This window comes from Miniimonas arenae (genome assembly GCF_006351005.1).
GTDB classification, from domain to species: Bacteria; Actinomycetota; Actinomycetes; order Actinomycetales; family Beutenbergiaceae; genus Miniimonas; species Miniimonas arenae.
In genome coordinates, this window is sequence record NZ_VENP01000034.1 from 1 (window position 1) to 19,989 (window position 19,989).

The 19,989-nt window shown below is 74.5% G+C and carries 19 protein-coding genes and 1 pseudogene; 7 read left to right on the forward strand and 13 right to left on the reverse strand.

Features of this window, described 5'->3' with window-relative positions; all coding sequences use genetic code 11:
- Positions 1–377 precede the first annotated feature (377 nt).
- Positions 378–1,556 (reverse strand): alpha-L-rhamnosidase-related protein, encoded by a 1,179-nt coding sequence (locus FH969_RS09665; RefSeq protein ID WP_180359745.1) that lies wholly within the window; start codon positions 1,554–1,556, stop codon positions 378–380.
- Entirely contained in the window at positions 1,441–1,803 is a 363-nt protein-coding gene (locus FH969_RS16150; RefSeq protein WP_180359746.1) for an alpha-L-rhamnosidase N-terminal domain-containing protein, read from the reverse strand. The genes FH969_RS09665 and FH969_RS16150 overlap by 116 nt, the downstream gene beginning before the upstream one ends.
- Between FH969_RS16150 and FH969_RS16155 the strand changes: the two are divergent.
- From FH969_RS16155 to FH969_RS09690, 4 genes and pseudogenes are all read left to right on the forward strand, one after another.
- A pseudogene (locus FH969_RS16155) lies at positions 1,722–2,111 on the forward strand (substrate-binding domain-containing protein); the annotation flags it as partial. The gene FH969_RS16150 and the pseudogene FH969_RS16155 overlap by 82 nt on opposite strands.
- 111 nt (positions 2,112–2,222) lie before the next feature.
- Positions 2,223–2,462 (forward strand): hypothetical protein, encoded by a 240-nt coding sequence (locus FH969_RS09675; RefSeq protein WP_139987097.1) that lies wholly within the window; start codon positions 2,223–2,225, stop codon positions 2,460–2,462.
- A gap of 106 nt (positions 2,463–2,568) precedes the next feature.
- Positions 2,569–3,345: a DUF2510 domain-containing protein gene (locus FH969_RS15475; RefSeq protein WP_218975300.1), complete on the forward strand. Its 777-nt coding sequence runs from the start codon at positions 2,569–2,571 to the stop codon at positions 3,343–3,345.
- On the forward strand, positions 3,342–3,698 hold the full coding sequence (locus tag FH969_RS09690) for a RidA family protein (RefSeq protein ID WP_139987098.1): 357 nt from the start codon (positions 3,342–3,344) through the stop codon (positions 3,696–3,698). The genes FH969_RS15475 and FH969_RS09690 overlap by 4 nt, the downstream gene beginning before the upstream one ends.
- Before the next feature lie 41 nt (positions 3,699–3,739).
- On the opposite strand, the gene FH969_RS09695 is transcribed toward FH969_RS09690, so the two are convergent.
- The 8 genes from FH969_RS09695 to iolC form a co-directional block, all read right to left on the reverse strand.
- The gene (locus FH969_RS09695) at positions 3,740–4,060 is read right to left on the reverse strand and encodes a hypothetical protein (RefSeq protein ID WP_180359747.1); all 321 of its coding nucleotides are present in this window, start codon (positions 4,058–4,060) and stop codon (positions 3,740–3,742) included.
- 233 nt (positions 4,061–4,293) lie between these two features.
- Entirely contained in the window at positions 4,294–5,151 is an 858-nt protein-coding gene (locus tag FH969_RS09700) for a TIM barrel protein (protein ID WP_108718860.1), read from the reverse strand.
- Between the two features lie 211 nt (positions 5,152–5,362).
- On the reverse strand, positions 5,363–6,376 hold the full coding sequence (gene iolG / locus FH969_RS09705) for an inositol 2-dehydrogenase (protein ID WP_139987100.1): 1,014 nt from the start codon (positions 6,374–6,376) through the stop codon (positions 5,363–5,365).
- A gap of 65 nt (positions 6,377–6,441) precedes the next feature.
- Positions 6,442–8,001, reverse strand: a complete 1,560-nt coding sequence (locus FH969_RS09710) for a CoA-acylating methylmalonate-semialdehyde dehydrogenase (RefSeq protein WP_139987101.1) — start codon at positions 7,999–8,001, stop codon at positions 6,442–6,444.
- A 20-nt stretch (positions 8,002–8,021) separates the two neighbouring features.
- On the reverse strand, positions 8,022–10,004 hold the full coding sequence (gene iolD, locus FH969_RS09715) for a 3D-(3,5/4)-trihydroxycyclohexane-1,2-dione acylhydrolase (decyclizing) (protein ID WP_108718863.1): 1,983 nt from the start codon (positions 10,002–10,004) through the stop codon (positions 8,022–8,024).
- Entirely contained in the window at positions 10,001–10,993 is a 993-nt protein-coding gene (gene iolB / locus FH969_RS09720; protein WP_139987102.1) for a 5-deoxy-glucuronate isomerase, read from the reverse strand. The genes iolD and iolB overlap by 4 nt, the downstream gene beginning before the upstream one ends.
- Positions 10,994–11,064: 71 nt before the next feature.
- Complete coding sequence (locus tag FH969_RS09725; RefSeq protein WP_199916456.1) at positions 11,065–11,952, reverse strand: Cgl0159 family (beta/alpha)8-fold protein; 888 nt, start codon at positions 11,950–11,952, stop codon at positions 11,065–11,067.
- On the reverse strand, positions 11,949–12,917 hold the full coding sequence (gene iolC, locus FH969_RS09730) for a 5-dehydro-2-deoxygluconokinase (protein ID WP_139987103.1): 969 nt from the start codon (positions 12,915–12,917) through the stop codon (positions 11,949–11,951). Before iolC ends, FH969_RS09725 begins: the two co-directional genes overlap by 4 nt.
- Positions 12,918–13,141: 224 nt before the next feature.
- Here iolC and FH969_RS09735 point away from each other — a divergent pair, with 224 nt between their 5' ends.
- On the forward strand, positions 13,142–13,837 hold the full coding sequence (locus tag FH969_RS09735; RefSeq protein ID WP_281285363.1) for a GntR family transcriptional regulator: 696 nt from the start codon (positions 13,142–13,144) through the stop codon (positions 13,835–13,837).
- Here the strand turns inward: FH969_RS09735 and FH969_RS09740 are convergent.
- Entirely contained in the window at positions 13,827–15,134 is a 1,308-nt protein-coding gene (locus FH969_RS09740) for an AI-2E family transporter (RefSeq protein WP_246071839.1), read from the reverse strand. The two genes, FH969_RS09735 and FH969_RS09740, sit on opposite strands and share 11 nt — an antisense overlap.
- A 53-nt stretch (positions 15,135–15,187) precedes the next feature.
- Between FH969_RS09740 and FH969_RS09745 the strand changes: the two genes are divergently transcribed.
- The gene (locus FH969_RS09745; RefSeq protein ID WP_108718867.1) at positions 15,188–16,483 is read left to right on the forward strand and encodes a hypothetical protein; all 1,296 of its coding nucleotides are present in this window, start codon (positions 15,188–15,190) and stop codon (positions 16,481–16,483) included.
- 339 nt (positions 16,484–16,822) lie between these two features.
- Here FH969_RS09745 and FH969_RS09750 read toward each other — a convergent pair whose 3' ends face one another.
- Together FH969_RS09750 and FH969_RS09755 are read right to left on the reverse strand one after the other, a co-directional pair.
- Entirely contained in the window at positions 16,823–17,578 is a 756-nt protein-coding gene (locus FH969_RS09750; RefSeq protein ID WP_246071841.1) for a M50 family metallopeptidase, read from the reverse strand.
- Complete coding sequence (locus tag FH969_RS09755) at positions 17,575–18,975, reverse strand: small ribosomal subunit Rsm22 family protein (RefSeq protein ID WP_139987105.1); 1,401 nt, start codon at positions 18,973–18,975, stop codon at positions 17,575–17,577. Before FH969_RS09755 ends, FH969_RS09750 begins: the two co-directional genes overlap by 4 nt.
- A 130-nt stretch (positions 18,976–19,105) precedes the next feature.
- On the opposite strand from FH969_RS09755, the gene FH969_RS09760 reads away from it, so the two are divergent.
- Positions 19,106–19,783 (forward strand): 2-phosphosulfolactate phosphatase, encoded by a 678-nt coding sequence (locus FH969_RS09760; protein WP_108720135.1) that lies wholly within the window; start codon positions 19,106–19,108, stop codon positions 19,781–19,783.
- The last annotated feature ends 206 nt before the right edge of the window (positions 19,784–19,989 follow it).

Consider the following 19,989-nt stretch of genomic DNA (forward strand, 5'->3'; position numbering starts at 1 on the left):
GCCAGCCGGTGCGACCTGTCGCGGACTGAACCGCCTCGCGACGCACCGGTGCTACCCACGAAGGTTCGCCGTCGTGCGCCGCGGCGATCGCCGAGGCCCAGATGGTGCAAGCCGTCGCGCACTGAACTGCCTCGCGACGCACCGGTGCTGCCCACGAAGGTTCGCCGTCGTCCGCCGCCGCGCCACCCGAGAGCCAGCCGGTGCGACCCGTCGCAGACTGAACCGCCTCGCGACGCACCAGGGGCCAGCCACGCAGGTTCGCCGTCGTGCGCCGCCATGCTCCCGAGAACCAGACCGTGCCATCCGTCGCGGTCTGGACCTCCGCGCGAGGCGAGCTGGCCGCAGGACTCAGGCCCCGCCGTCGCGCGCCCCGCCGCTCATGACGCGGCCCCGCTCACGACGCGGCCCCTCGCACCCGCCCCCGCACCCCCCGCCCCCGCACTCCCACCCCCACCCACCGAAACGTCCGCGAACCGCGCCCGCCGCACCACGATCCGGTGCGCTCCGGCGGGGAGCACGGCGTCGGCCCGGATCACCCGACCGTGGACTGGGCCGTCCTCCCCACCCGACACAACCTCCACCCGCGACCGCGCGGACACCGCCAGATCGAGCCGCGCCCGCGCGTAGAACGGCACCTCCACGTCGAGCAGCAGGTCCTCACCGTCGGCCCACCACGCGACCGCCGCACGCCCGAACGACGTGAGGACCGACGCGCGGGCCCGCCCCAGCGCCCGCGCCGGCCGCGGCGCGACCACGAGCGTCCGGTAGCCGGGGTCCGTCGGGTCGGGGGCGAGGCCCGCGACATGCCGACACGCCCAGTCGATCACCGCGCTGTAGGCGTAGTGGTTGAACGAGAGCATCACGTCGCCCTGCGCCATGCGGCCGTCGTGGATCGAGCCGTCGGCGCGGATCGCGTCCCAGCGCTCCCACACGGTGGTCGCGCCCTGGCGCACCTGGTAGAGCCACGACGGTGGCTCGTCGCGCAGGAGCATGAGGTACGCCTCGGCGTCGTGCCCCGTCCGCGTGAGAGCGGGTAGCACGTGCGGCGTGCCGAGGAAGCCGGTCGCGATCCGCCCGTCGCTCGACCGGACGAGCGCGGCGAGCCGGTCGCCCACGACGGCGTGCTCCGCCTCGGGCGCGACGCCCAGCTCGATCGCCAGCGCGCACCCGGTCTGCGTGCCCAGGGCATGCTCGCGCCACCGAGCCCACGTCCGCGCGGCGACCTCCTCCGCCAGCAGATCGGCGGCCACGGCCAGCGCGACGTCGCCCACCACGCGCTCGACGCGCGCCAGCAGCCGCGCGCTCCAGACCAGGAACGCGTGCGCGACGAACGCCGAGGACGTCCTCGCGAGCTGCTCGCGAAGGATCTGCTCGTCGCTCGCGCGGCCGCGCAGCGCAGCCCGAGCCAGCCGGTGATGTTCTGGGGGAGGTCGACGCGCGTCACAGGCGCGCCCGCCCGCGCGTCCGACAGCGTGCCCGACGGCGAACCCACCGACACCACGCCCGGCACCTCGGCCACGGTCCGCACGGGCGACGCGATCCGCGGCTCGAAGCACAACATCGGCACGTCGAGCACCCGCGCCGCACCCAGCCCGAGTCGTCGACACCCGCGCGATCCCAGCCGTGCGGCTCGTCCCGCAGGTCCACCTCGTACCCGTCGTAGAGGCTGTTGCGCCGCACGCCGCCGCGCCCGACCCGCCAGGCGCAGTCCGTCCCGACAACCTCGCGGGCGCCGTAGGCGTGCTCCAGCACGAGCTCGGCGACGAGCCCGAGGTCCGCGGCGGGCAGGTCGGTCGCGCTCATGCCGCCGGCTCGGGCTCCTCGCGTGGACGGGCCAGGTGACCGAGTGGCTCGTGCAGCTCGCGCGCACCCGCGGGCTGCGCGTCGGCGAGGACGTGTCGCTGGTCAGCCTGTGCACCGACGTCACCGCAGCGGCGCTCGAGCCCGCCGTCACGCACGTGTCGCCGCAGCCGCGCGAGCTGTCACGGCTCGCGATGCGGGTGCTGTTCGAGCGGATCGACGGCGAGCCCGACGTCGAGCGGCCGGCCCGGTTGGAGCTCCTCGCGCCGTCGGGGGTCGAGCGGCGCGCGAGCGTCGTCACGTACGACTGACCACCGGCACTCCCGTCCGGAACGGCGACGGATCGAGCGAGTCGGTCCGCGGGTCTACGATGAGCCCGTCGTCTGGGGGGACGGCGCGTCTCACGGAGCTGGGGGGCTCTCATGACCGCAACACCGAGCTGGTATCAGGACTCGACCGAGCCGCCGCTGCGGCGCCGGTGGGACGGCACCCACCTGGCGGAACGCGCGCGGCGTTCTGCTGCGCGGGTCGACCGCACCACGAGCAGCGCGATGGCCGGCGAGGCCCCGAGCCGCGAGACGTCGGACGCCGACCGGCTCGTGGCACCCGGCCGTTCGAGCGAGCGCTCCGAACCGGAGGTGCGCCACCGCAGGCGCTGCTGAGTCTCACTGCGGCGGGCCGAACGTCCCACGTGCGGCCGCGTCCCCGCGGATAGTGTCGATCGGTCCGTCACAGGGGACGGCATCGAACTCGAGCACGGGGGCCCCCATGACCGCAGCACCGAACTGGTACCCAGATCCGACCGACGCACGCATCCAGCGGTGGTGGGACGGCACGCAGTGGACCGAGCACACCCGGGCCGCCACGGCCGCGCAGTCCGGCGCCGCCGCCGAGTCCGCGGTCGCACAGACCGCGGTTGCCCAGACAGCCGCGATCCGAGGCTCCGACTCCGGCGCTGCACAACCTGCGTGGGGCGCGCTCCCGCCCGAGGCCACCGAGGACCAGGGCGGGCAGGCCGCCGAACCGAGGCGACGCCGTCGTGCGTGGGTGCTGCCGATCGCGACCGGGGTGACGTGTCTGCTCGTCGGGATGGGCTTCGGCGCCGCGGCTGCGGGCGCCGACCCTCACCCCACGCAGAGCACCGAGTACCAGGCCGTCGCCGCGACGCTCGCCTCGACCGAGGCCGAGCGGGACGGGCTCGAGGAGGACCTCGACGAGGCCAACGGCGAGCTCACCACCGCCGAGGACCGGATCACGGAGCTCGAGGCCGCCGCGACGACCGCCGGCGACCTCGCCGCCCGCGAGACCCAGGTCGCCGAGCGCGAGGCCGCGGTGCAGACGCGCGAGACCGACGTGCAGACCCGCGAGGACGCCGTCGCGGCGCAGGAGGCAGCCGCCGCGGCGCCCGCGAGCAGCACCGACCCGCGGTTCGGCACCTGCAAGGAGGCGAGGGCCAACGGCTACGGCACCTACGTCAAGGGCGTGGACCCCGAGTACGACTGGTACCGCGACGCCGACGGCGACGGAAGGGTCTGTGAGCCATGACCGACATCACGCGCACCGCCACGCCGTTCAGCTACTCCGCCGCCGTCGCGGCGGGCGACCTCGTGTTCCTCGGCCTGCACCGCGGCTTCGGCGACGACCTCGTGGCGCAGCTCGACGGTGCGATCGAGGGCGTCACCGCAACGCTCAGCGGCTACGGCGTGTCCCTGACCTCGCTCGTCAAGGTCAACGTCTGGCTGCGGGACGTCGCCGACCTGCCCACGATGGAGCACCGGTTCGAGCGCTACTTCCCGGGCGGTGAGTACCCCGCGCGGATGACCGCGACCACGCAGTTCTTCGACGCCGACTGCCTCGTCATGGTCGAGGGGATCGCCTACCGGGGTCCGCAGGGTTGACCCCCGGGGCCGACCCGACGCGGCGCGGCGCCCGCTGCCCGCTACATCAGCGCGTCGAACCGGGCCCGCAGCGCGTCGGCGAGGCGGTCCAGCCCGCCCGCGTCGAGGCGCGGCACCTCGTCCCACGACTCCGGGTCGTGCCACGGCGCCGTCGCGGGCGTTCCCGGATCGCGCACGAACACGTGCTGGTGAAAGTGCGCGATGCCCAGGCCCACGATCGCGGTGAAGACGTGCTCGGTGTCGAACCAGTCGGCGAGGATGCGGCCGCGGTCCAGCTCGCTCGGGCCACCTCGGCCGCCTGCGCGGCGTCGAGATCCTGCCAGCGCCAGGCCGGTCGCGCGCGAGAGCGGTCGGTGGCTCACCACGACCTGGTCGTCCGCCCACAGCACCGGCCCAACGAGCTCACCGACCCCGCGGTGCTTCTCGCAGAGGGGGCACGGTTCCGCCGGCGTCGCCATCGCTCGACCGCAGTCGCGGCCGGTTTCGCGCCGGTCCGCGCCGGTCCGCACCGAACCCTCGCACGCGTGCCCGACGGCGAGGCCCACCCTCCGTACGGAGGGTGGGCCTCGCCGTCGGGCACGCGCGAGGGTGAGTCTCAGGCGAGCGACTCGAGGTAGGCCTTCGAGGTCCGGACGTCGACCTTGGGACCCTCGCCCGCGGGGGCGCCGTCGAGGATGGTGTCCTGCTCGAGGACGTACCAGCCGTCGAAGCCGGCCGCGCCGAGCGCCGAGACGATCCGCGGGAGGTCGACGTCGCCCTCGCCGAGCGGCACGTAGATGCCCTCGCGGACGGCCTCGGTGTAGGTGAGCTCGCCCGCGCGGACCTTCGCGGCGAGGTCGGCGCGGACGTCCTTGGCGTGCACGTGGTTCACGCGCGCGGCCCAGTCGTCGACGAGAGCCGCGGGGTCGGTGCCGCCGATGAGGAGGTGGCCGGTGTCGAGCGTGAGCGCGATCGAGGAGCCCTCGAGGACGCGGAGCACGTCGTCGCGCGTCTCGACCATCGTGCCGACGTGCGGGTGCAGCGATGCGCGGATGCCGCGTGAGGCGGCGAGCGCCGTGAGGCGGTCGAGGTTGCGGAAGACGGTGGCCCACTGCGCGTCGTCGAGCTCGGGGCGCTCGTCGTAGCCGTCGAGCCCCGACGCCGCCGCGAGGACCAGTACGTCGCCGCCGGCGGCCTCGAACGAGTCGAGCTCGGCGTCGACGGCGGGCAGGGGGTCGTGCTCGGGGTCGTGCAGCAGGACGGGGACGAACGCGCCGACGGCGGCGAGGCCGTAGGGCTTCAGGGCTGCGGCGCGGTCGGCGGGAGCCTCGGGCAGCCAGCCCTGCGGGCCGAACTCGGTGGCGGTAAGGCCGAGCTCGGTCATCTCCGCGAGAACCTGGTCGGGCTCGAGCTGGTAGCCCCAGCCCGGGACCTCGCACACGCCCCAGCTGATCGGGGCACCGGCAATCTTCATGGTCTCTCTCTCGTTGTCGTTCGGTGGTGGACCTGCATGTGAGGGGTGGAACTAGTGCCGTCGGACCTGCGTACCGCCACCCCGTTCGCGAGAGGATCTCCGTCCTTTCTCGAGAGGATCTCGGAGGCTCCGAGCCGACGGAGATCCTCTCGAGAAAGGACGAACTTCCTCTCGAGAAAGGACGAACTTCCTCTCGAGAAAGGGTTGGGGGTCAGGCGGAGACTGGCGCGCCGAGGCGCACCCGCTCGCCCGTCGTGGCCGAGACGGTCGCGGCGTCCGCGAGCACGAGCGCCTCGCGCCCGTCCCGCAGCGACGGGCTCGGCGCCACGCCCGACTCGATCGCCGTGATGAAGTGGTCGAGCTCGGCGGAGTAGGCGTGCTCGTAGCGCTGGAGGAAGAAGTCCAGGTACGGGCCCGACGAGCCGGAGACCCCGCGCCCGTTGAACCGGACCGCGGTGGCCGTGTGGTTGGCCGCCTCGAGCGAGCCGAGCGGACCGAACGCCTCGAGCCGCTGGTCGTAGCCCGCCGCGCAGTGCCGCGAGTTGATGATCGTGGCGACCCCGCCGTTGGCGCCGCGCAGCGTGACGACGGCCGCGTCGAAGTCGCCGATCGCCGCGATGTCGGGGTCGAGGTGCTGCCCGACGGCGGACACCTCGGTGATCTCCCCGAGCAGGAACCGCGCCATGTCGAAGTCGTGGATCGTCATGTCCCGGAAGATCCCGCCCGAGCCGACGAGGTACGGCGCGGGTGCCGCCGCCGGGTCGCGGCTGATGATGGTGAGCTGCTCGAGCGCGCCGATCTCGCCGTCGGCCACGCGCCGCGCGATCTCCGCGAACCCGGGGTCGAAGCGCCGGTTGAAGCCGACCATCACCCGGTCGGCGCGGTCGCCGACCGCGGCCAGGCACTCGTCGACCCGCGCGAGGTCGAGGTCGACCGGCTTCTCCGTGAGGACGGCCTTGCCGGCCTCGACGGCGGCCACGATCTGCGGGACGTGGAACCGGGTGGGCGAGCCGACGATGACGGCGTCCACGTCGGTGGCGGCGAAGACGTCGGCCACGTCGGTCGTGGACCGGACGCCCGACGAGCCGACCGAGCCGGCAATCCGGGCGGCGGCCTCGCCGTCGGGGTCGGCGACGAGCGCGAGGCGCGCCGCGGGGTGGGCGGCGACGGACCGCGCGTGCACGGCGCCGATGCGGCCGGCGCCGATGATCGCGAAGCTCAGCATGAGGGTCTCCAGGCTGGTCGAACGGGTGGGCAGGGGTTGGAAAGATCGAGGGCGCGGCGCCGCGGCTACTTCTGCGCGTCGCCCGAGAAGTGGAAGGACACGGCCGCAGGCCCCGCGTCCCGGTGCGGCCAGCGCTGCGTGACCACCTTGCCACGCGTGTAGAACCGGATCCCCTCGGGCCCGTACACGTGGCTCTCGCCGAACAGCGAGTCCTTCCAGCCGCCGAAGCTGTGCCACGCGACAGGCACCGGGATCGGCACGTTGACGCCGACCATGCCGACCTTCACGCCGCGCCGGAACGTCCGCGCCGCCTCGCCGGAGGCGGTGAAGATCGCGGTCCCGTTGCCGTAGGGGTTCGCGTTGACGACCTCGATCGCCTCGGCGAGGCCGGACACGCGCACGACGTCGAGCACCGGTCCGAAGACCTCCTCCTCGTACACGGTGTGCTCGGGCGAGACGTGGTCCACGAGGGTCGGCCCCACGAAGAAGCCGTTCTCGTAGCCGGGCACGACGTACCCGCGGCCGTCGACGACGAGCGTCGCGCCCTCGGCCTCGGCCGAGTCGATGAGCCCCTCGATCCGCGCCTTGGCGGCGGCCGTGATCACCGGGCCCATCTCGGCGCCCGGCTGGTCGCCCGCCGACACCTTCACGGAACGGGCCCGCGCCGCGAGGCGCTCGACGAGCGCGTCCGCGACGGACTCCTCGACCACCGCGACCGACAGCGCCATGCACCGCTCGCCCGCGGCGCCGTACGCCGCTGCGACGAGCTGGTCGGCGGCGTCGTCGAGGTCGGCGTCGGCGAGCACGACGCCGTGGTTCTTCGCGCCGCCGAGCGCCTGCACGCGCTTGCCCTGCGCGGCGGCGACGTCGTGCACGTACCGGGCGATCGGCGTCGAGCCCACGAACGAGACGGCCGCGACGTCCGGGTGGTGCAGCAGCGCGTCCACGACGACCTTGTCGCCCTGGACCACGCTGAACACGCCGTCGGGCAGCCCGGCCCGCTGCCACAGCCGCGCGAGGAAGAGTGAGGCGCCCGGGTCGCGCTCGGACGGCTTGAGCACGAACGCGTTGCCCGTGGCGATCGCCACGGGCGCCATCCACAGCGGCACCATGACGGGGAAGTTGAACGGCGTGATGCCGGCGACGACGCCCAGGGGCTCGCGCCAGGAGAACACGTCGATGCCGGTCGCGGCCTGGTCGGACAGCTCGCCCTTGAGCAGCTGCGGGATGCCGCACGCGAACTCCACGACCTCGAGCCCGCGGCCGATCTCGCCCTTGGCGTCGGGGATCGTCTTGCCGTGCTCGCGGCTCACGAGCGCCGCGAGCTCGTCGGTGTGCGCCACGAGCAGCTCGCGGAACCGGAACAGCACGCCGGCTCGCTTGGCCAGCGACAGCTGGCCCCAGCTCTCCGCCGCGCGGGCCGCGGAGGCGACGGCGGTGTCGACGTCGTCGACGCTGCCGAGCGCCACTGCGCCGATCACCTCACCCGTCGAGGGGTCGAAGACCGGCTGCTCGGCGTCGCCGGTCGAGGCGCGCTCGGCGCCGTCGATCCAGTGCGTCACGGTCGTGCTCGCAGTCGCGGTCGAGTCAGTGGGAGCGGAGGTGGTGGGCGTGGTCGCGGTCATGGCGGGCTCCTTCGGACGGGTCACAGGTAGGTGCGCTGCGCGGCGCGGGCTGCGGTGTACTCCGCCCGGGCGCGCTGCGTGCTGGGCAGGGTGGAGGTCTCGGCGACCGGCACGTCCCACCAGGCCGAGCCCGGCGGGTTGGGGCCGTACAGGTCGGTGACGGCGTGGACGATCGTCGTCTCGTCGGCAGCGGCCGCCTCGAGGTACGCCGCGCGGAGCTCCTCGGGCGTGGTCACCCGGATCACCCGGACGCCGAACGACGCGGCGTTGGCGGCGAGGTCGACCGGGGTGGGCGCGCCGTCGAGCGCCCGCGTCCCGGCGTTCCGGGTGCGGAAGCGCGTGCCGAACCGCTGCGAGCCGCGCGACTCGCTCAGCGCGCCGATCGAGGCGTACCCGCCGTTGTCCAGCAGCACGAGCACGACGGCGAGCCCCTCCGACACGATCGTCGCGATCTCCTGCGGCGCCATCTGGTACGTGCCGTCGCCGACGATCGCGACGACGGTCGCGTCCGGCCGCGCGAGCTTGACGCCGAGCGCCGCGGGGATCTCGTACCCCATGCAGGAGTAGCCGTACTCGAGGTGGTACTGCTCGGGGCTGCTCGCGCGCCACAGGCACTGCAGGTCCCCGGGCATCGAGCCGGCCGCGTTGATGAGCACGTCCGTGGGGCGCATGAGCTCGTTGAGCACGCCGAACACCTGAGTCTGCGCCATCGCGGTGCGCTCCCGGCGGGGCGCGCCGGTCTCGTCGACAGCGTCGTCGCCGCCCTCGCCCTGGCCCGCCTCCTCGAACGTCCCGTCGTAGCAGGCGTCCGTCACGCCCTGCCACGCCGCGACGCGCTCGGCGATCTCGTCGCCGTAGCCGTCCTCCGGGCGGTACCCGGCCAGCGCGTCGGCCAGCGCGGTGAGCCCGGTCCGGGCGTCCGTGACCACCATGTCGGCGGCGTGCTTCGCGGCGTCGAACGCCGCGACGTTGAGGTTGACGAAGCGGACGTCCTCGTGCGCGAAGACGGTGTGGCTCGCCGTCGTGAAGTCCGTCCAGCGGGTGCCCACGCCGATCACGACGTCGGCGCTCGCCGCGAGCGCGTTCGCCGCGTCGTTCCCGGTCGCACCCACCCCGCCGACGGCGAGCGGGTGGTCCCAGGGAAGAGCACCCTTGCCGGCCTGCGTGTCCGCGACGGGGATGCCGGTCGCCTCGGCGAAGGCGCGCAGCGCGTCGCTCGCCTGCGAGTACACGACGCCGCCGCCCGCCACGAGCAGGGGACGCCGGGCCGAGCGGATGGTCGCGACGGCGCGCGCCAGGGCCGCGGGCTCGGGCACCGGCCGCGCGACGTGCCACGTGCGGTCGCGGAAGAACTCGCGCGGCCAGTCGTAGGCCTCGGCCTGCACGTCCTGCGGCAGCGCGAGCGTCACGGCGCCGGTCTCCGCGGGGTCGGTGAGCACCCGCATCGCCTGCGGCGCGGACGCGAGGAGCATCTCGGGGCGCCAGATCCGGTCGAAGTAGCGCGAGACGGGGCGGAACGCGTCGTTGACGGTGACGTCCGGCCCGAGCGGGTGCTCGAGCTGCTGGAGCACGGGGTCGGGCAGCCGGGTCGCGAAGACGTCCGAGGGCAGCAGCAGCACGGGGATGCGGTCGATCGTCGCGAGCGCCGCGCCCGTGACCATGTTGGTCGAGCCCGGGCCGATCGACGCCGTGCACGCGAACGTCTGCAGCCGGTTGGTCGTGCGCGCGTACGCGACGGCAGCGTGCACCATGCCCTGCTCGTTGCGCGCCATCAGGTAGGGCAGCTCGTCCGGCCCGTGCTCCTCGCCGGCGTACCCGGCCTTGACGGCCTCGACGTGCGCTTGGAGCAGGCCCTGCCCGAGACCGGCGACGTTGCCGTGGCCGAAGATCCCGAAGACGCCGGCGAAGAGGCGGCGGCGCTCGCCGTCGCGCTCGGTCCACTGGTGCGCGAGGAAGCGCACGAGCGCCTGGCCCGTGGTGAGGCGGACGGTGGCGCTGGTCATCTCGACTCCTTGACATCGGACGTGGGCTGGTGGGTGAGCCGCGGGTCGACCGGCTGGTCCGGCCACGTCGCGCGCACCCAGGCGAGCGCGGGGTCGTCGGTCGAGAGCCAGCGGCCGTCCGTGGCCGGGCCGGCCATGACGTTGAGGTAGTACAGGTCGAAGCCCGGCGGCGCGGTGCACGGGCCGTGGAAGCCGTGCGGCACGAGCGCGGTGTCGCCGGTGCGGACCTCGGCGAGCACGTCGATCGGGCGCTCGGGCGTCCCGTAGGTGCGGTGGTACCCGACGCCGGGCGTGCCGTCCGGACCGTCGGCGACCTCGAAGTAGTAGATCTCCTCGAGCTTGCGCTCGGCGGAGCCGTCGGCGTCGGAGTGCACGTCGTGCTTGTGCGGCGGGTAGGAGGACCAGTTCCCGCCCGGCGTGACGACCTCGCAGACGAGGAGGTGGTCGATCGCCACCTCGGTGTCGAGCGTGTAGTTCGTGACCCGACGGCTCGCGGCGCCCGCGCCGCGCAGGTCCACCCGCGCCGAGGCGGCCGGGAGGACCTGCAGCGGGAGCGCGCGGCTCGCGCGCGCCGTCGCGAGGGCGACCCGCACTGTTCTCGGCTCAGCCGGCGGCTCCTGGGTCGACTCGTGCTGCACTGACGCCCCCGGCGCCGCCGTCACCGTCACGACGGCCCCGAGCGGCAGGTACGCGACGTCCGTCGGCCCGGCGAACACCGACGCGCGGCCCGTCAGCGTGACGGTTCGGCTGCTGGTCCGGTCCACCTCCGCGGCGCTCGGGTCGGGGAGCTCGACGGCGAGCACCACCCCGCCGCGCAGCGGCACCACGAGCGCCTCGTCCCGATCCAGGGCCCACGTGACGCTCGGGGCGTCGGGGCCGAGCTCGACCACGCGCAGCCCGCTCCACGCCCAGCCCGCGGACTCGGGCGTGACGTCCACGACCTGCGGCCCGTCGCCGGCCCGCCGGACGTACCGGTCGGTGTCGTTCATCCTCACCTCGTCACTGATGGTGGTCACTGATGGTGTTGCTGCTGGATCTGCCTGATGCCGCCGGTAGCTCGCTACAGCAGCGCGACGGTCGCGTCGACCGCGGCCGCCACGTCGCCGTCGGGCGGGTACAGCAGCGAGCGCCCGACGACGAGCCCGCGCACCCCGGGCAGCGCGAGCGCCGCCTGCCAGTCGGCCAGGGTGGCCTCCTGGTCCGCGCCGACCTCGCCGCCGAGGATGAGCGCGGGCAGCGTGGTCGCCGCCATCACGCGCTCCATCTCGGGCACGTAGGGCAGCTTGAGCCAGGTGTACGCGGACGTGCTGCCGAGAGCCGACGCGATCGCGGTGGAGGTGCGCACGGCGTCGGTGCTGAGGTCGTTGCGCACCCGGCCGTCGACGCGGCGGGACAGGAACGGCTCGACCATCGCGATCCGCCGCTCGGCCGCGAGGGCGTCGACGGCGTCCGCGCACGCGTGCAGCGTGGCGAGGCTGCCCGGGTCGTCGAGGTCGAGCCGGAGCAGCATCTTGCCGCCGTCGAGGCCCGCCGCGAGGATGCCGGGCGCGTCGTAGCCCGTGAAGCGGTCGTCGAGCTCGAACGTCGCGCCGTGCAGGCCGCCGCGGTTCATCGAGCCGAGCACGAGCCGGCCGTCCAGGGCGCCAAGCGCGGCGAGGTCCTCGACGAGGTCGGCGGTGCCGAGGAACCCGTGCACGCCGGGTCGGCCGAGCGCCACGACGATCCGGTCCAGCAGGTCGAGCCGGTCGGCCATCGCCATCGGGTCCCCGCCGGCGCCCAGGGCACCCCGGCCGGGGTGGTCGGCCGCGATGACGAGGAGCTTCTCGCCGTCGGGCACGCCCGCGAAGGGCCGGCGCTGGGTGAGCAGCGCGCGGAAGGCGCCCGGGTCGGCGAAGCGCAGGGCGGTGAGGTCGCGGGTGGACAGGTGCGTCCGGGGCGCGGCGGTCATCGCAGCCCCGCCGGGACGCGGCCGAGCGCGAGGACCTCGCGCACCTCGGACTCGGTGGGCATCGCGGTCGAGCACGCCAGGCGGGACGCGACGATCGCGCCCGCGGCGCTCGCGAACCGCAGCGTCTCCTCGAGCGACCAGCCGGCCAGCAGCGCGTGGCAGAGCGAGCCGCCGAACGCGTCCCCGGCGCCGAGGCCGTTGACGACCTCGCACGGGGTGGCCTCGACCTCGACCCGCTCGTGCGCGGTCTTGCCGAGCACGCCGCGCGGCCCCTGCTTGATGATCGCGATCTCGACGCCGGCCGACAGCAGCGCGTCGGCCGCGCGGTCCGGATCGGTCTCGCCGACCGCGACCTCGCACTCCTCACGGTTCCCGACGGCGACGCTCGCCGTCGCGAGGACGCGTCCCACGCCGTCGTGCGCCGCAGCGGGGGAGTCCCAGAAGGTGGGCCGGTAGTCCAGGTCGAGCACCGTGCGACCGGGGTGCCCGGCGCGCTCGGCCATCGCGACCCGGTGCATCGTCGCGCTGGGCTCGCGGCTGAGCCCGCTCGCGCTCACCCAGAGCAGCGTGGCGCCGCGGACGGCGTCGAGATCGAGGTCGTCCGGGCCGATGCGCAGCTCGGGGGAGGGCTCGGCGCGGTAGAAGTAGAGCGGGAAGTCGTCCGGCGGGTGGATCTCGCAGAACGCCAGCGACGTGGCGACGTCCGGGAGGGCGAGGACGCCGCCGTCGTCCACGCCGAACTCGCGCAGCGCGCGGGCGACGTAGCGGCCGAACGGGTCCTGGCCGACTCCGGTCACCACGCCGGAGCGTCGGCCCAGCTTGCTTGCGGCGACCGCGACGTTCGTGGGGCTTCCGCCGAGGAACTTGCCGAAGGTCGTGACGTCCTCGAGGCCGACGCCGATCTCGAGGGGGTAGATGTCGACACTGCTGCGTCCGATCGTCAGCACGTCGAGGTCCGCCTGCATGGCACTCCTTCGTCCAGGCTCCTGGGCGCGCGCCGGTTCTGCGCGCCTGCACAGCATATGTCAGGACATCCATGCAAGGGAAGCGGTATCGTAATGATTCCCCGGATTTGTCAGGACGTGTGTTCAACCTGAGGTCCGATTGCTCTACGCTGACCCCACACCGACGACCGACGGAGGTTGCCGTGGCCGACCCTTTGCGCATCGATCTCGACCGATCGAGTCCGGTGCCGCTCTACCACCAGGTGGCGACGGCCATCGAGGCGCACATCGAGGACGGCACGCTGCGCCCCGGGGCCTTCCTGGAGAACGAGATCGCGCTCGCCGCCCGGCTCGGGATCTCCCGCCCCACGGCGCGCCAGGCGCTGCAGGAGCTCGTGGACCAGGGCCGGCTCATCCGCAAGCGCGGGGTGGGCACGCAGGTCGCGCCCGACCGGATCCGCCGCCTCGTCGAGCTCACCTCGCTCCAGTCCGACCTGCAGCGCGCCGGTCGCGCACCGAGCACCGAGGTGCTCGGGTGGGAGCAGGTCGACGCGGACGCCGAGGTCGCCGGGCTGCTCGACGTGCCCGTGCACACGCCCGTCGTGTGGGTGCACCGGCTGCGCAGCGCGGACGGCGAACCCCTCGCATTGATGGCGAACGTGCTCCGCGCGGACATCGCGCCGTCGGCCGAGGAGCTCTCGACGTCGGGGCTCTACGACGCGCTGCGGCTGCGCGGGATCCAGGCCAAGGTCGCGCGGCAGCGGATCGGTGCGCGGGCCGCCACCACGGCGGAGTCGCGCTCCCTGCACGAGCCCGCCAAGGCCGCGCTCCTCACGATGGAACGCACCGCCTACGACGAGTCCGGCGCCGTCATCGAGTTCGGCCGGCACGTCTACCGGGCCTCGCGCTACACGTTCGACACGACGCTGTTCAGCCACTGACCTCGCGCGTGCCCGACGGCGAAGGCTCGCCCTGCGCGGTCGGCTCGCCCGCGGTCGCCGCGCCCTCGCGGGCCGCGTCCTTCGTGGGCTCGCCCTGCGAGACCGCACCCGACGGCGCGAGCGGGTGCTCGCCGTCGTGCGCCTCGCTCGTGGTGCCCGACGGCGAGGGCTCGCCCGCGGCGTTCTTCGCGCCGCCCACCCAGCCGCCCGCCTCGACGGCGTCGCGATCGCCCGTGAGCCACCGCAGCCAGCGCGCGCCGGGGTCGCCCTCGAGGACGACGGCGCGGACGAGGAGCGTGAGCGGGATCGACAGGATCGCGCCGAGCGGGCCGATCACGAACGACCAGAAGATGACCGACATGAAGCTGAGCGTCAGGCTCAGGTTCACCGCGTCGGAGACGAACTTCGGCTGCACGAGGACCTGCAGCACCACGTTCACGACGCAGTAGATGGCCACGACGGCGAGGGCCAGCGGCCACCCGCCGATGACGAGCGCGAGCAGCGCGGGTGGGACGAGCCCGAGCACGAACCCGATGTTCGGCACGAAGTTGGTGACGAACGCGAGGATCGCCCAGACCATCGCCGCGGGCACGTCGAGCAGCCACAGCGCGATGCCGTCGAGGATCGCGACGACCGCACCGAACGAGGCGTTGACCACGTAGTAGCGCCGCACGTTCGTGGTGTAGGCGCCGAACCGGGCGAGCGGGCGGCGGGCGCCGGGGCCGTAGGTGTGCTCGGCGTGGGAGTACCGCGCGGCGTCGGCCGCCATGAAGATGACGTAGGCGAGCACGAAGAAGAACGACGTGAGCACGGACAGCGCGGTGCCGCCGAGCGACTGCGCGAGTCCGGCGATCCGGCCCGGATCGAGGAACGAGGCAATCGCGTCCGACGCCGGCTCGTCCAGACCCACCTGGACGAGCCAGTCCTGCAGACTCTGGGCCGTGCCGACCAGCTCGTCGCCGAACTCGGGCAGCAGGTCCACGAACCGCGCGCCCGCGAAGACGAGCATGAGCGCGAGCGCCGCGAGCACGAGGTAGGCGGTGACGATGACGGCGGTCGTGGCGAGCCAGCTCGGCCAGCCTCGGCGCTCGAGCGGGTGGCGCACCGGGTGGCAGATGATCGCCACGACGGCGCCGAGGGCGAGGGGACCGATCACCTCGCGGGCCGCGGACATGCCGGCGAAGACGATGATCGCGGCGGCGGTGCCGAGCAGGACGGTCATCGTGGGGGAGAGCGGCGAGCGTGCGACCCGTCCCGTCTCGGGGGCGGCGGAGCGGTCGGGCGCAGGGCTCGTCACAGCGTCACAGTAGCGAGACGCACTCGGCACCCGGCACCGGTTACCGTGTGCCCGTGACGGCCGAGACGGCAGCGGCACCCGCGCCGACGACAGCACCGCCTCGCCCCACCTGGCTCCGCGTCCCGGTCTGGGCGTGGCGCGTGCTCGCGGTCTACGCCGCGAGCCGGGTGCTCGCGACCACCGCGCTGCTCATCGCCCGGAACTTCCAGGGCGAGGCGATCGAGAGCTGGTTCGGCGGGCACCCCCGGCCGCCCTACGGGGTGTTCGTCTCACGGTGGTGGGACGGCTGGTGGTACGAGCAGATCTGGGCGCACGGCTACCCCTCGACGCTGCCGATCTCGGACGGCTCGCTCGCGCTCCCGGCGGGCGTCGTCGACCTGAACGAGTGGGCGTTCTTCCCGCTCTACCCGATGCTCGTCAAGGCCGTCACCGCGGTCACCGGCGGGACGTGGGTCGTCGTCGCGCCGCTCGTGGCCCTCGTGCTCGGCGCGGCCGCGCTGCTGGTGGTGCACCGGGTCGTCGAGGTGGCGGCGCCCCGGGCGGTCCAGGCGCGGCCGGGCCTGCCGCTGGCCACGGTGGCCGTCGTCGCGTTCTTTCCGCCCGCCGTCGTGTTCCAAACCGCGTACACCGAGTCGCTCGCGCTGCTGCTCGTGGCGACCTCGCTGCTCCTGATCGTGCGGCGGCGCTACGCCTGGGCGATGCTCGCCGTCGGGCTGCTCGGCTTCAGCCGCGCCGTCGCGCTGCCGATGGCGGCCGTCGTGGCGGTGCACCTGCTGCTGCGCTGGCGCGCCTCGCGCGCGAGCGGGCCAGCGCGCGAGCCGTGGCCGCGCCGCGAGGCGGTGCTCGGCGTCGTGCTGCTCGGCGTCTCGGGGCTGTCCGGCGGGATCTGGCCGCTCATCGCCGGCTGGGTGACCGGTCGGCCCACCGCCTACCTCGACACCCAGGCCGCGTGGCGGCCGGCGCGCGGGCTCGGCCTGTTCGCGGGCTGGGTGCGGGTGGAGGACTTCTCCCCGCTCGGCGTGGCCATCACGGTGGCGTCGGTCGGGCTCGTCGTGGCGCTGCTCGTGCTGCCCGCGGGGCGGCGGCTGGGGCCGGAGCTGTGGACGTGGTCGGCGACGTACGTGGCTTACCTGGCCGCCGTCGGGGACCTGATCTCGAGCCAGATCCGGTTCCTGCTGCTCGCGTTCCCGCTCGCGGCGGCGCTCGTGGGGCTCGTCACCCGGCCGCGGTGGGCCGCGCGGACGTGGCTCGCGGTCCTGCTGGTGGGGCTCGCCGTCGCGCAGGTCGCGTGGGTGTGGACGGTGTGGATCCAGGTGATGCACGAGACGACGTTCCTGCGCGCGCCGTAGCGCGCGCGGCGTCGGCCTGGCTCCCGCCCGGCGTCGGCCCTGCGTCGGCCTGGCTCCCACCCGGCGTCGGCCCGGCGTCGGCCCGGCTCCCGCCCGGCGTCGGCCCTGCGTCGGCCCGGTCCGGTCGCGCGCGCCGGCCACGGAGACGAGGGCCGTGCACTTTGACTGGTCGCGCGTGCGAATTGACTGGTTGGATCGCTCCGCGTCAGATGGCGTTCCGCATCGCCGCAGGTCAGCGCTCCATGGTCCGACGCGTCCGGCGAGCGATCGCAACCCAGCCAGTCAATGTGCACGGGCGACCAGTCAAAGCGCGCCAGCTCGGAGCGGAGGGCGCGCCGATCACCACCGCAGCACGGGCCACAGCAGCCAGCCGGCCGCCGCGCTCGCGCCGGCGATGACGAGCAGGAACGTCCCCACCCACCACCAGCCGGGCCAGCCGGTCAGCCGCGCGAGCACCGCGGGGTCGCTGCCCTTGGGCGAGCCGGCCACCGCGAACCAGTGCCGCCAGGCGCCCAGCAGGAGCAGCACGGCGACGGCGAGCAGCACCCCGGCCGAGCGCGCGTCACCGCGCCACCACCAGAGCACGCCGGCGACCGCGCCGACCAGCAGCGTGGTGCCCGCCGTCGACCACGACCGGACGAAGACCAGGCTCAGCAGGCAGATCAGCGCGACGGCGCCGAGCGCCGCCGGCGCCCAGCCCGTGAGCGCGGTCCAGACCAGTCCCGCGCCGATGACGGCGGGAGCGGGGTAGCCCGCCCAGGTGGTGAGCTCGAGGCCGGGGCCACGCGGCTTGCCGACGGTCACCGCGTGCCCCGACATGTCCGCGCGCACCACGAACCCCGTGAACCGGCGGCCCACCAGGATCCCGACGGCGGCGTGCCCCAGCTCGTGCACGAACGTCACGAGGATGCGGGTCGCACGCCACAGCTCGGGCACGGCGACCAGCACCAGCCCGACGGCGAGCACCGCCCACGGCAGCCACGTCGGGTCCCAGGTGGTCACGTGGGTGACCGGGTCGGTGGGGCCCGCCGTCGTGCGCTCGACAACGGCGCGCCACCAGGGCGCGTCGGCCCACGGGAGGGTCAGCCGGATCACGCGGGGGGCACCTGGCTCGAGGCGGTGGGGGCGGTCGCGGGGTGCGCGGTGGCGGGCTGCGCGTCGTCGGGCTGGACGGCGGCGGTGGTCCCGACGACGCCCTGCCCGGTGGAGGTGAGCGCCGCCGTGGTGGGCTGCTCGCCGTCGGGCTGGACGGCGGCGGGCGTCTCGCCCCAGGTCTCGCCCCACTCGACCTTGCGCGCCGCGCGGAACGCCGCCTTGTCGCGCTTGCTTACGGTGCGCTCGACGCGCTCGCCCGACGGCGTGCACAGCTCCAGCCGCACGTGACCAGGGTGCGTGGCCGGGTGGCGCAGGACGCGGGCGTCGTGCCGCACGGGATGGCGCGCGGGGTCGCGGACGGCGGCGACCCACGCGAGCTTCTCGTCCTCGTAGGAGAGCTCGCCGCCCTTGGCGACGCGGTGCTCCCGGGTGCGCGGCAGCCGGACGGCGGCGTGGCACCAGTCGCTCTCGCGGCTGGCCACCGGGCAGGCGAGGGCGTGCGGGCACGGGCCGGCGAGGGTCCAGCCGGCGGCGAGCAGCGCGTCGCGCACCGCGAGGATCCGGCGGTAGCCCGCGGGCGTGCCGGGTTCGACGATCACGACGGCGTCGCGTGCCCTGGCCGTCAGCGTCGCCACGACGGCGGCCCGTTGGGCTTCGGTGAGCTCGGACAGGACGTAGGCGGTGAGGGCGACGTCGACGTCGACGTCGACGTCGAGGGCGGGGGCTGGCGGTGCGGGCCGGGGGGCCGTGGGCTCGGACGCCGTGGATGTCGGCGTTGCAGGCCCGGGTGTTGCGGACTCATCGGGCCGGCGTTCAGGCGCAGGCGCCGCGTGCGTCGGGGTTGGGCGCGCGGCGTCGCCGAGGTGGGTCTCGACGGCGAGCCCGCTCGCGCGCAGCAGCCGCTCGGCCGCGGCGAGCGCAGACGCGGAGTAGTCGCGCAGCTCGGCACGCTCGAGGCTCGGCCAGGTGTCCCACGCCGCCCACGTCGCGGCGCCGGTCCCGGCCCCGACGTCGAGCAGGCTCACCGGCTCGAGGCTCGGCACTGCGGCGGCGAGCTCGCCCAGCGCGAACCGGGCGGCCGCGTACGTGGCGGGCATGCGGGTGGTCAGGTAGGCGGCGGCGTCGGGCGCGTCGGCGATGATCGGGGCGTCCGCCGGGTGGTCGGCGAGGTAGCGCCGGGAGAGCCGCTGGGCTCGAGCGGCGGTGCCGGTCGTTGTGCCGCCTGGTGTGGTGCTGCTGGGTGTGGTGCTGGTGGGTGTGGTGCTGGTGGGTGTGGTGCTGGTGGGTGTGGTGCTGGTGGGTGTGGTGCTGCCCCTGGCTCCTCCGCGGCTGGCCTGGCTCAGTGCCTCGTCCAGCGCCACAGCGAGCGCGCGCGGCAGGGCGATCGAGGCGGGCACCGGCTCAGTCTCCCAGGCTCGATGCGCGGACGACGGCAGGCAGCGCCCATCGGGACCGCCTACCGTGTGGGCCGTGACCGCCGACCCGTCGTCCAGCTCTGCGCCGACCGTGCCTGCCGCGCCGTCCGGTGTGCGCGCCGCGCAGGCAAGCACGAGCTCAGCACCAGAGCCGACTCCGTTCGACCAGCGCTCCTACCAGGTGCGCCTCGACTGGGGCGTCGACGGACTCGCCCGGCTCGCGCCGGCCGACGTCGTCGTGGTGGTCGACGTGCTCCGGTTCTCCACCACGGTGACGCGGCGCCTCGAGCATTCCGCCGATGCCGTGTCCCTGGACGCCGACGCCGACGCCATGTCGACCAACGGCGCCCCGCTGGCCCGCGCTGCGGAGGCGAGCGGCGCCGTCGTACTGCTCGGCGGCGTGCGCAACGCGACGTCCGTCGCGCGCGCGTGCCTGGCCATCCAGCACGAGCGCGCCGCTCGGACGAGCGTCGCGGTGATTCCCGCCGGTGAGCTCACGGGCCGCGAGCCGGGAGCGACGCTGCGGTTCGCCGTCGAGGACCTGCTGGGGGCCGGCGCGGTGGTCGCGGCGCTCAGCGCACTCGGCACCGACCACACGTCGCCCGATGCCGCCGCGGCGTGCGAGGCGTACGTCGGGCTGGGTCGCGCGGTGGCGCACCTGCTCACTGCGAGTGGGTCGGGGCTCGAGCTCGCCGAGCGCGGGCTCGGGGACGAGGTGCGTGCGGCCGCCGCGATCGACGCGACCGACGTCGTGCCGGTGCTGCGCGGTGGCGCGTTCGTCGCTCGCTGACGCGACAGCGGGACCTCGAGCGCGGAACGGATCGCTGGCTTGGCTCACAAGCCCGGATCAACCCATGATTTGTGCCGGGTTCGGAGTCGGGACCGGTACAGATCGCTGGCATCGCCACGCACCGAAGCGTGAGCCCAGCGATTTGTGCCGGGTTGGGGCCTTGAGCCGGTGCAAATCGCTGGGTGCACGCTCGGCATTCGCGAGGT

Excerpts from the sequence above, each read along its gene's own strand:
- FH969_RS16150 (WP_180359746.1), bottom strand. The coding sequence starts at position 1,803 with ATGAGCGCGACCGACCTGCCCGCCGCGGACCTCGGGCTCGTCGCCGAG.
- FH969_RS09675 (WP_139987097.1), top strand. The coding sequence starts at position 2,223 with ATGACCGCAACACCGAGCTGGTATCAGGACTCGACCGAGCCGCCGCTG.
- FH969_RS15475 (WP_218975300.1), top strand. The coding sequence starts at position 2,569 with ATGACCGCAGCACCGAACTGGTACCCAGATCCGACCGACGCACGCATC.
- FH969_RS09690 (WP_139987098.1), top strand. The coding sequence starts at position 3,342 with ATGACCGACATCACGCGCACCGCCACGCCGTTCAGCTACTCCGCCGCC.
- FH969_RS09700 (WP_108718860.1), bottom strand. The coding sequence starts at position 5,151 with ATGAAGATTGCCGGTGCCCCGATCAGCTGGGGCGTGTGCGAGGTCCCG.
- iolG (WP_139987100.1), bottom strand. The coding sequence starts at position 6,376 with ATGCTGAGCTTCGCGATCATCGGCGCCGGCCGCATCGGCGCCGTGCAC.
- FH969_RS09710 (WP_139987101.1), bottom strand. The coding sequence starts at position 8,001 with ATGACCGCGACCACGCCCACCACCTCCGCTCCCACTGACTCGACCGCG.
- iolD (WP_108718863.1), bottom strand. The coding sequence starts at position 10,004 with ATGACCAGCGCCACCGTCCGCCTCACCACGGGCCAGGCGCTCGTGCGC.
- iolB (WP_139987102.1), bottom strand. The coding sequence starts at position 10,993 with ATGAACGACACCGACCGGTACGTCCGGCGGGCCGGCGACGGGCCGCAG.
- FH969_RS09725 (WP_199916456.1), bottom strand. The coding sequence starts at position 11,952 with ATGACCGCCGCGCCCCGGACGCACCTGTCCACCCGCGACCTCACCGCC.
- iolC (WP_139987103.1), bottom strand. The coding sequence starts at position 12,917 with ATGCAGGCGGACCTCGACGTGCTGACGATCGGACGCAGCAGTGTCGAC.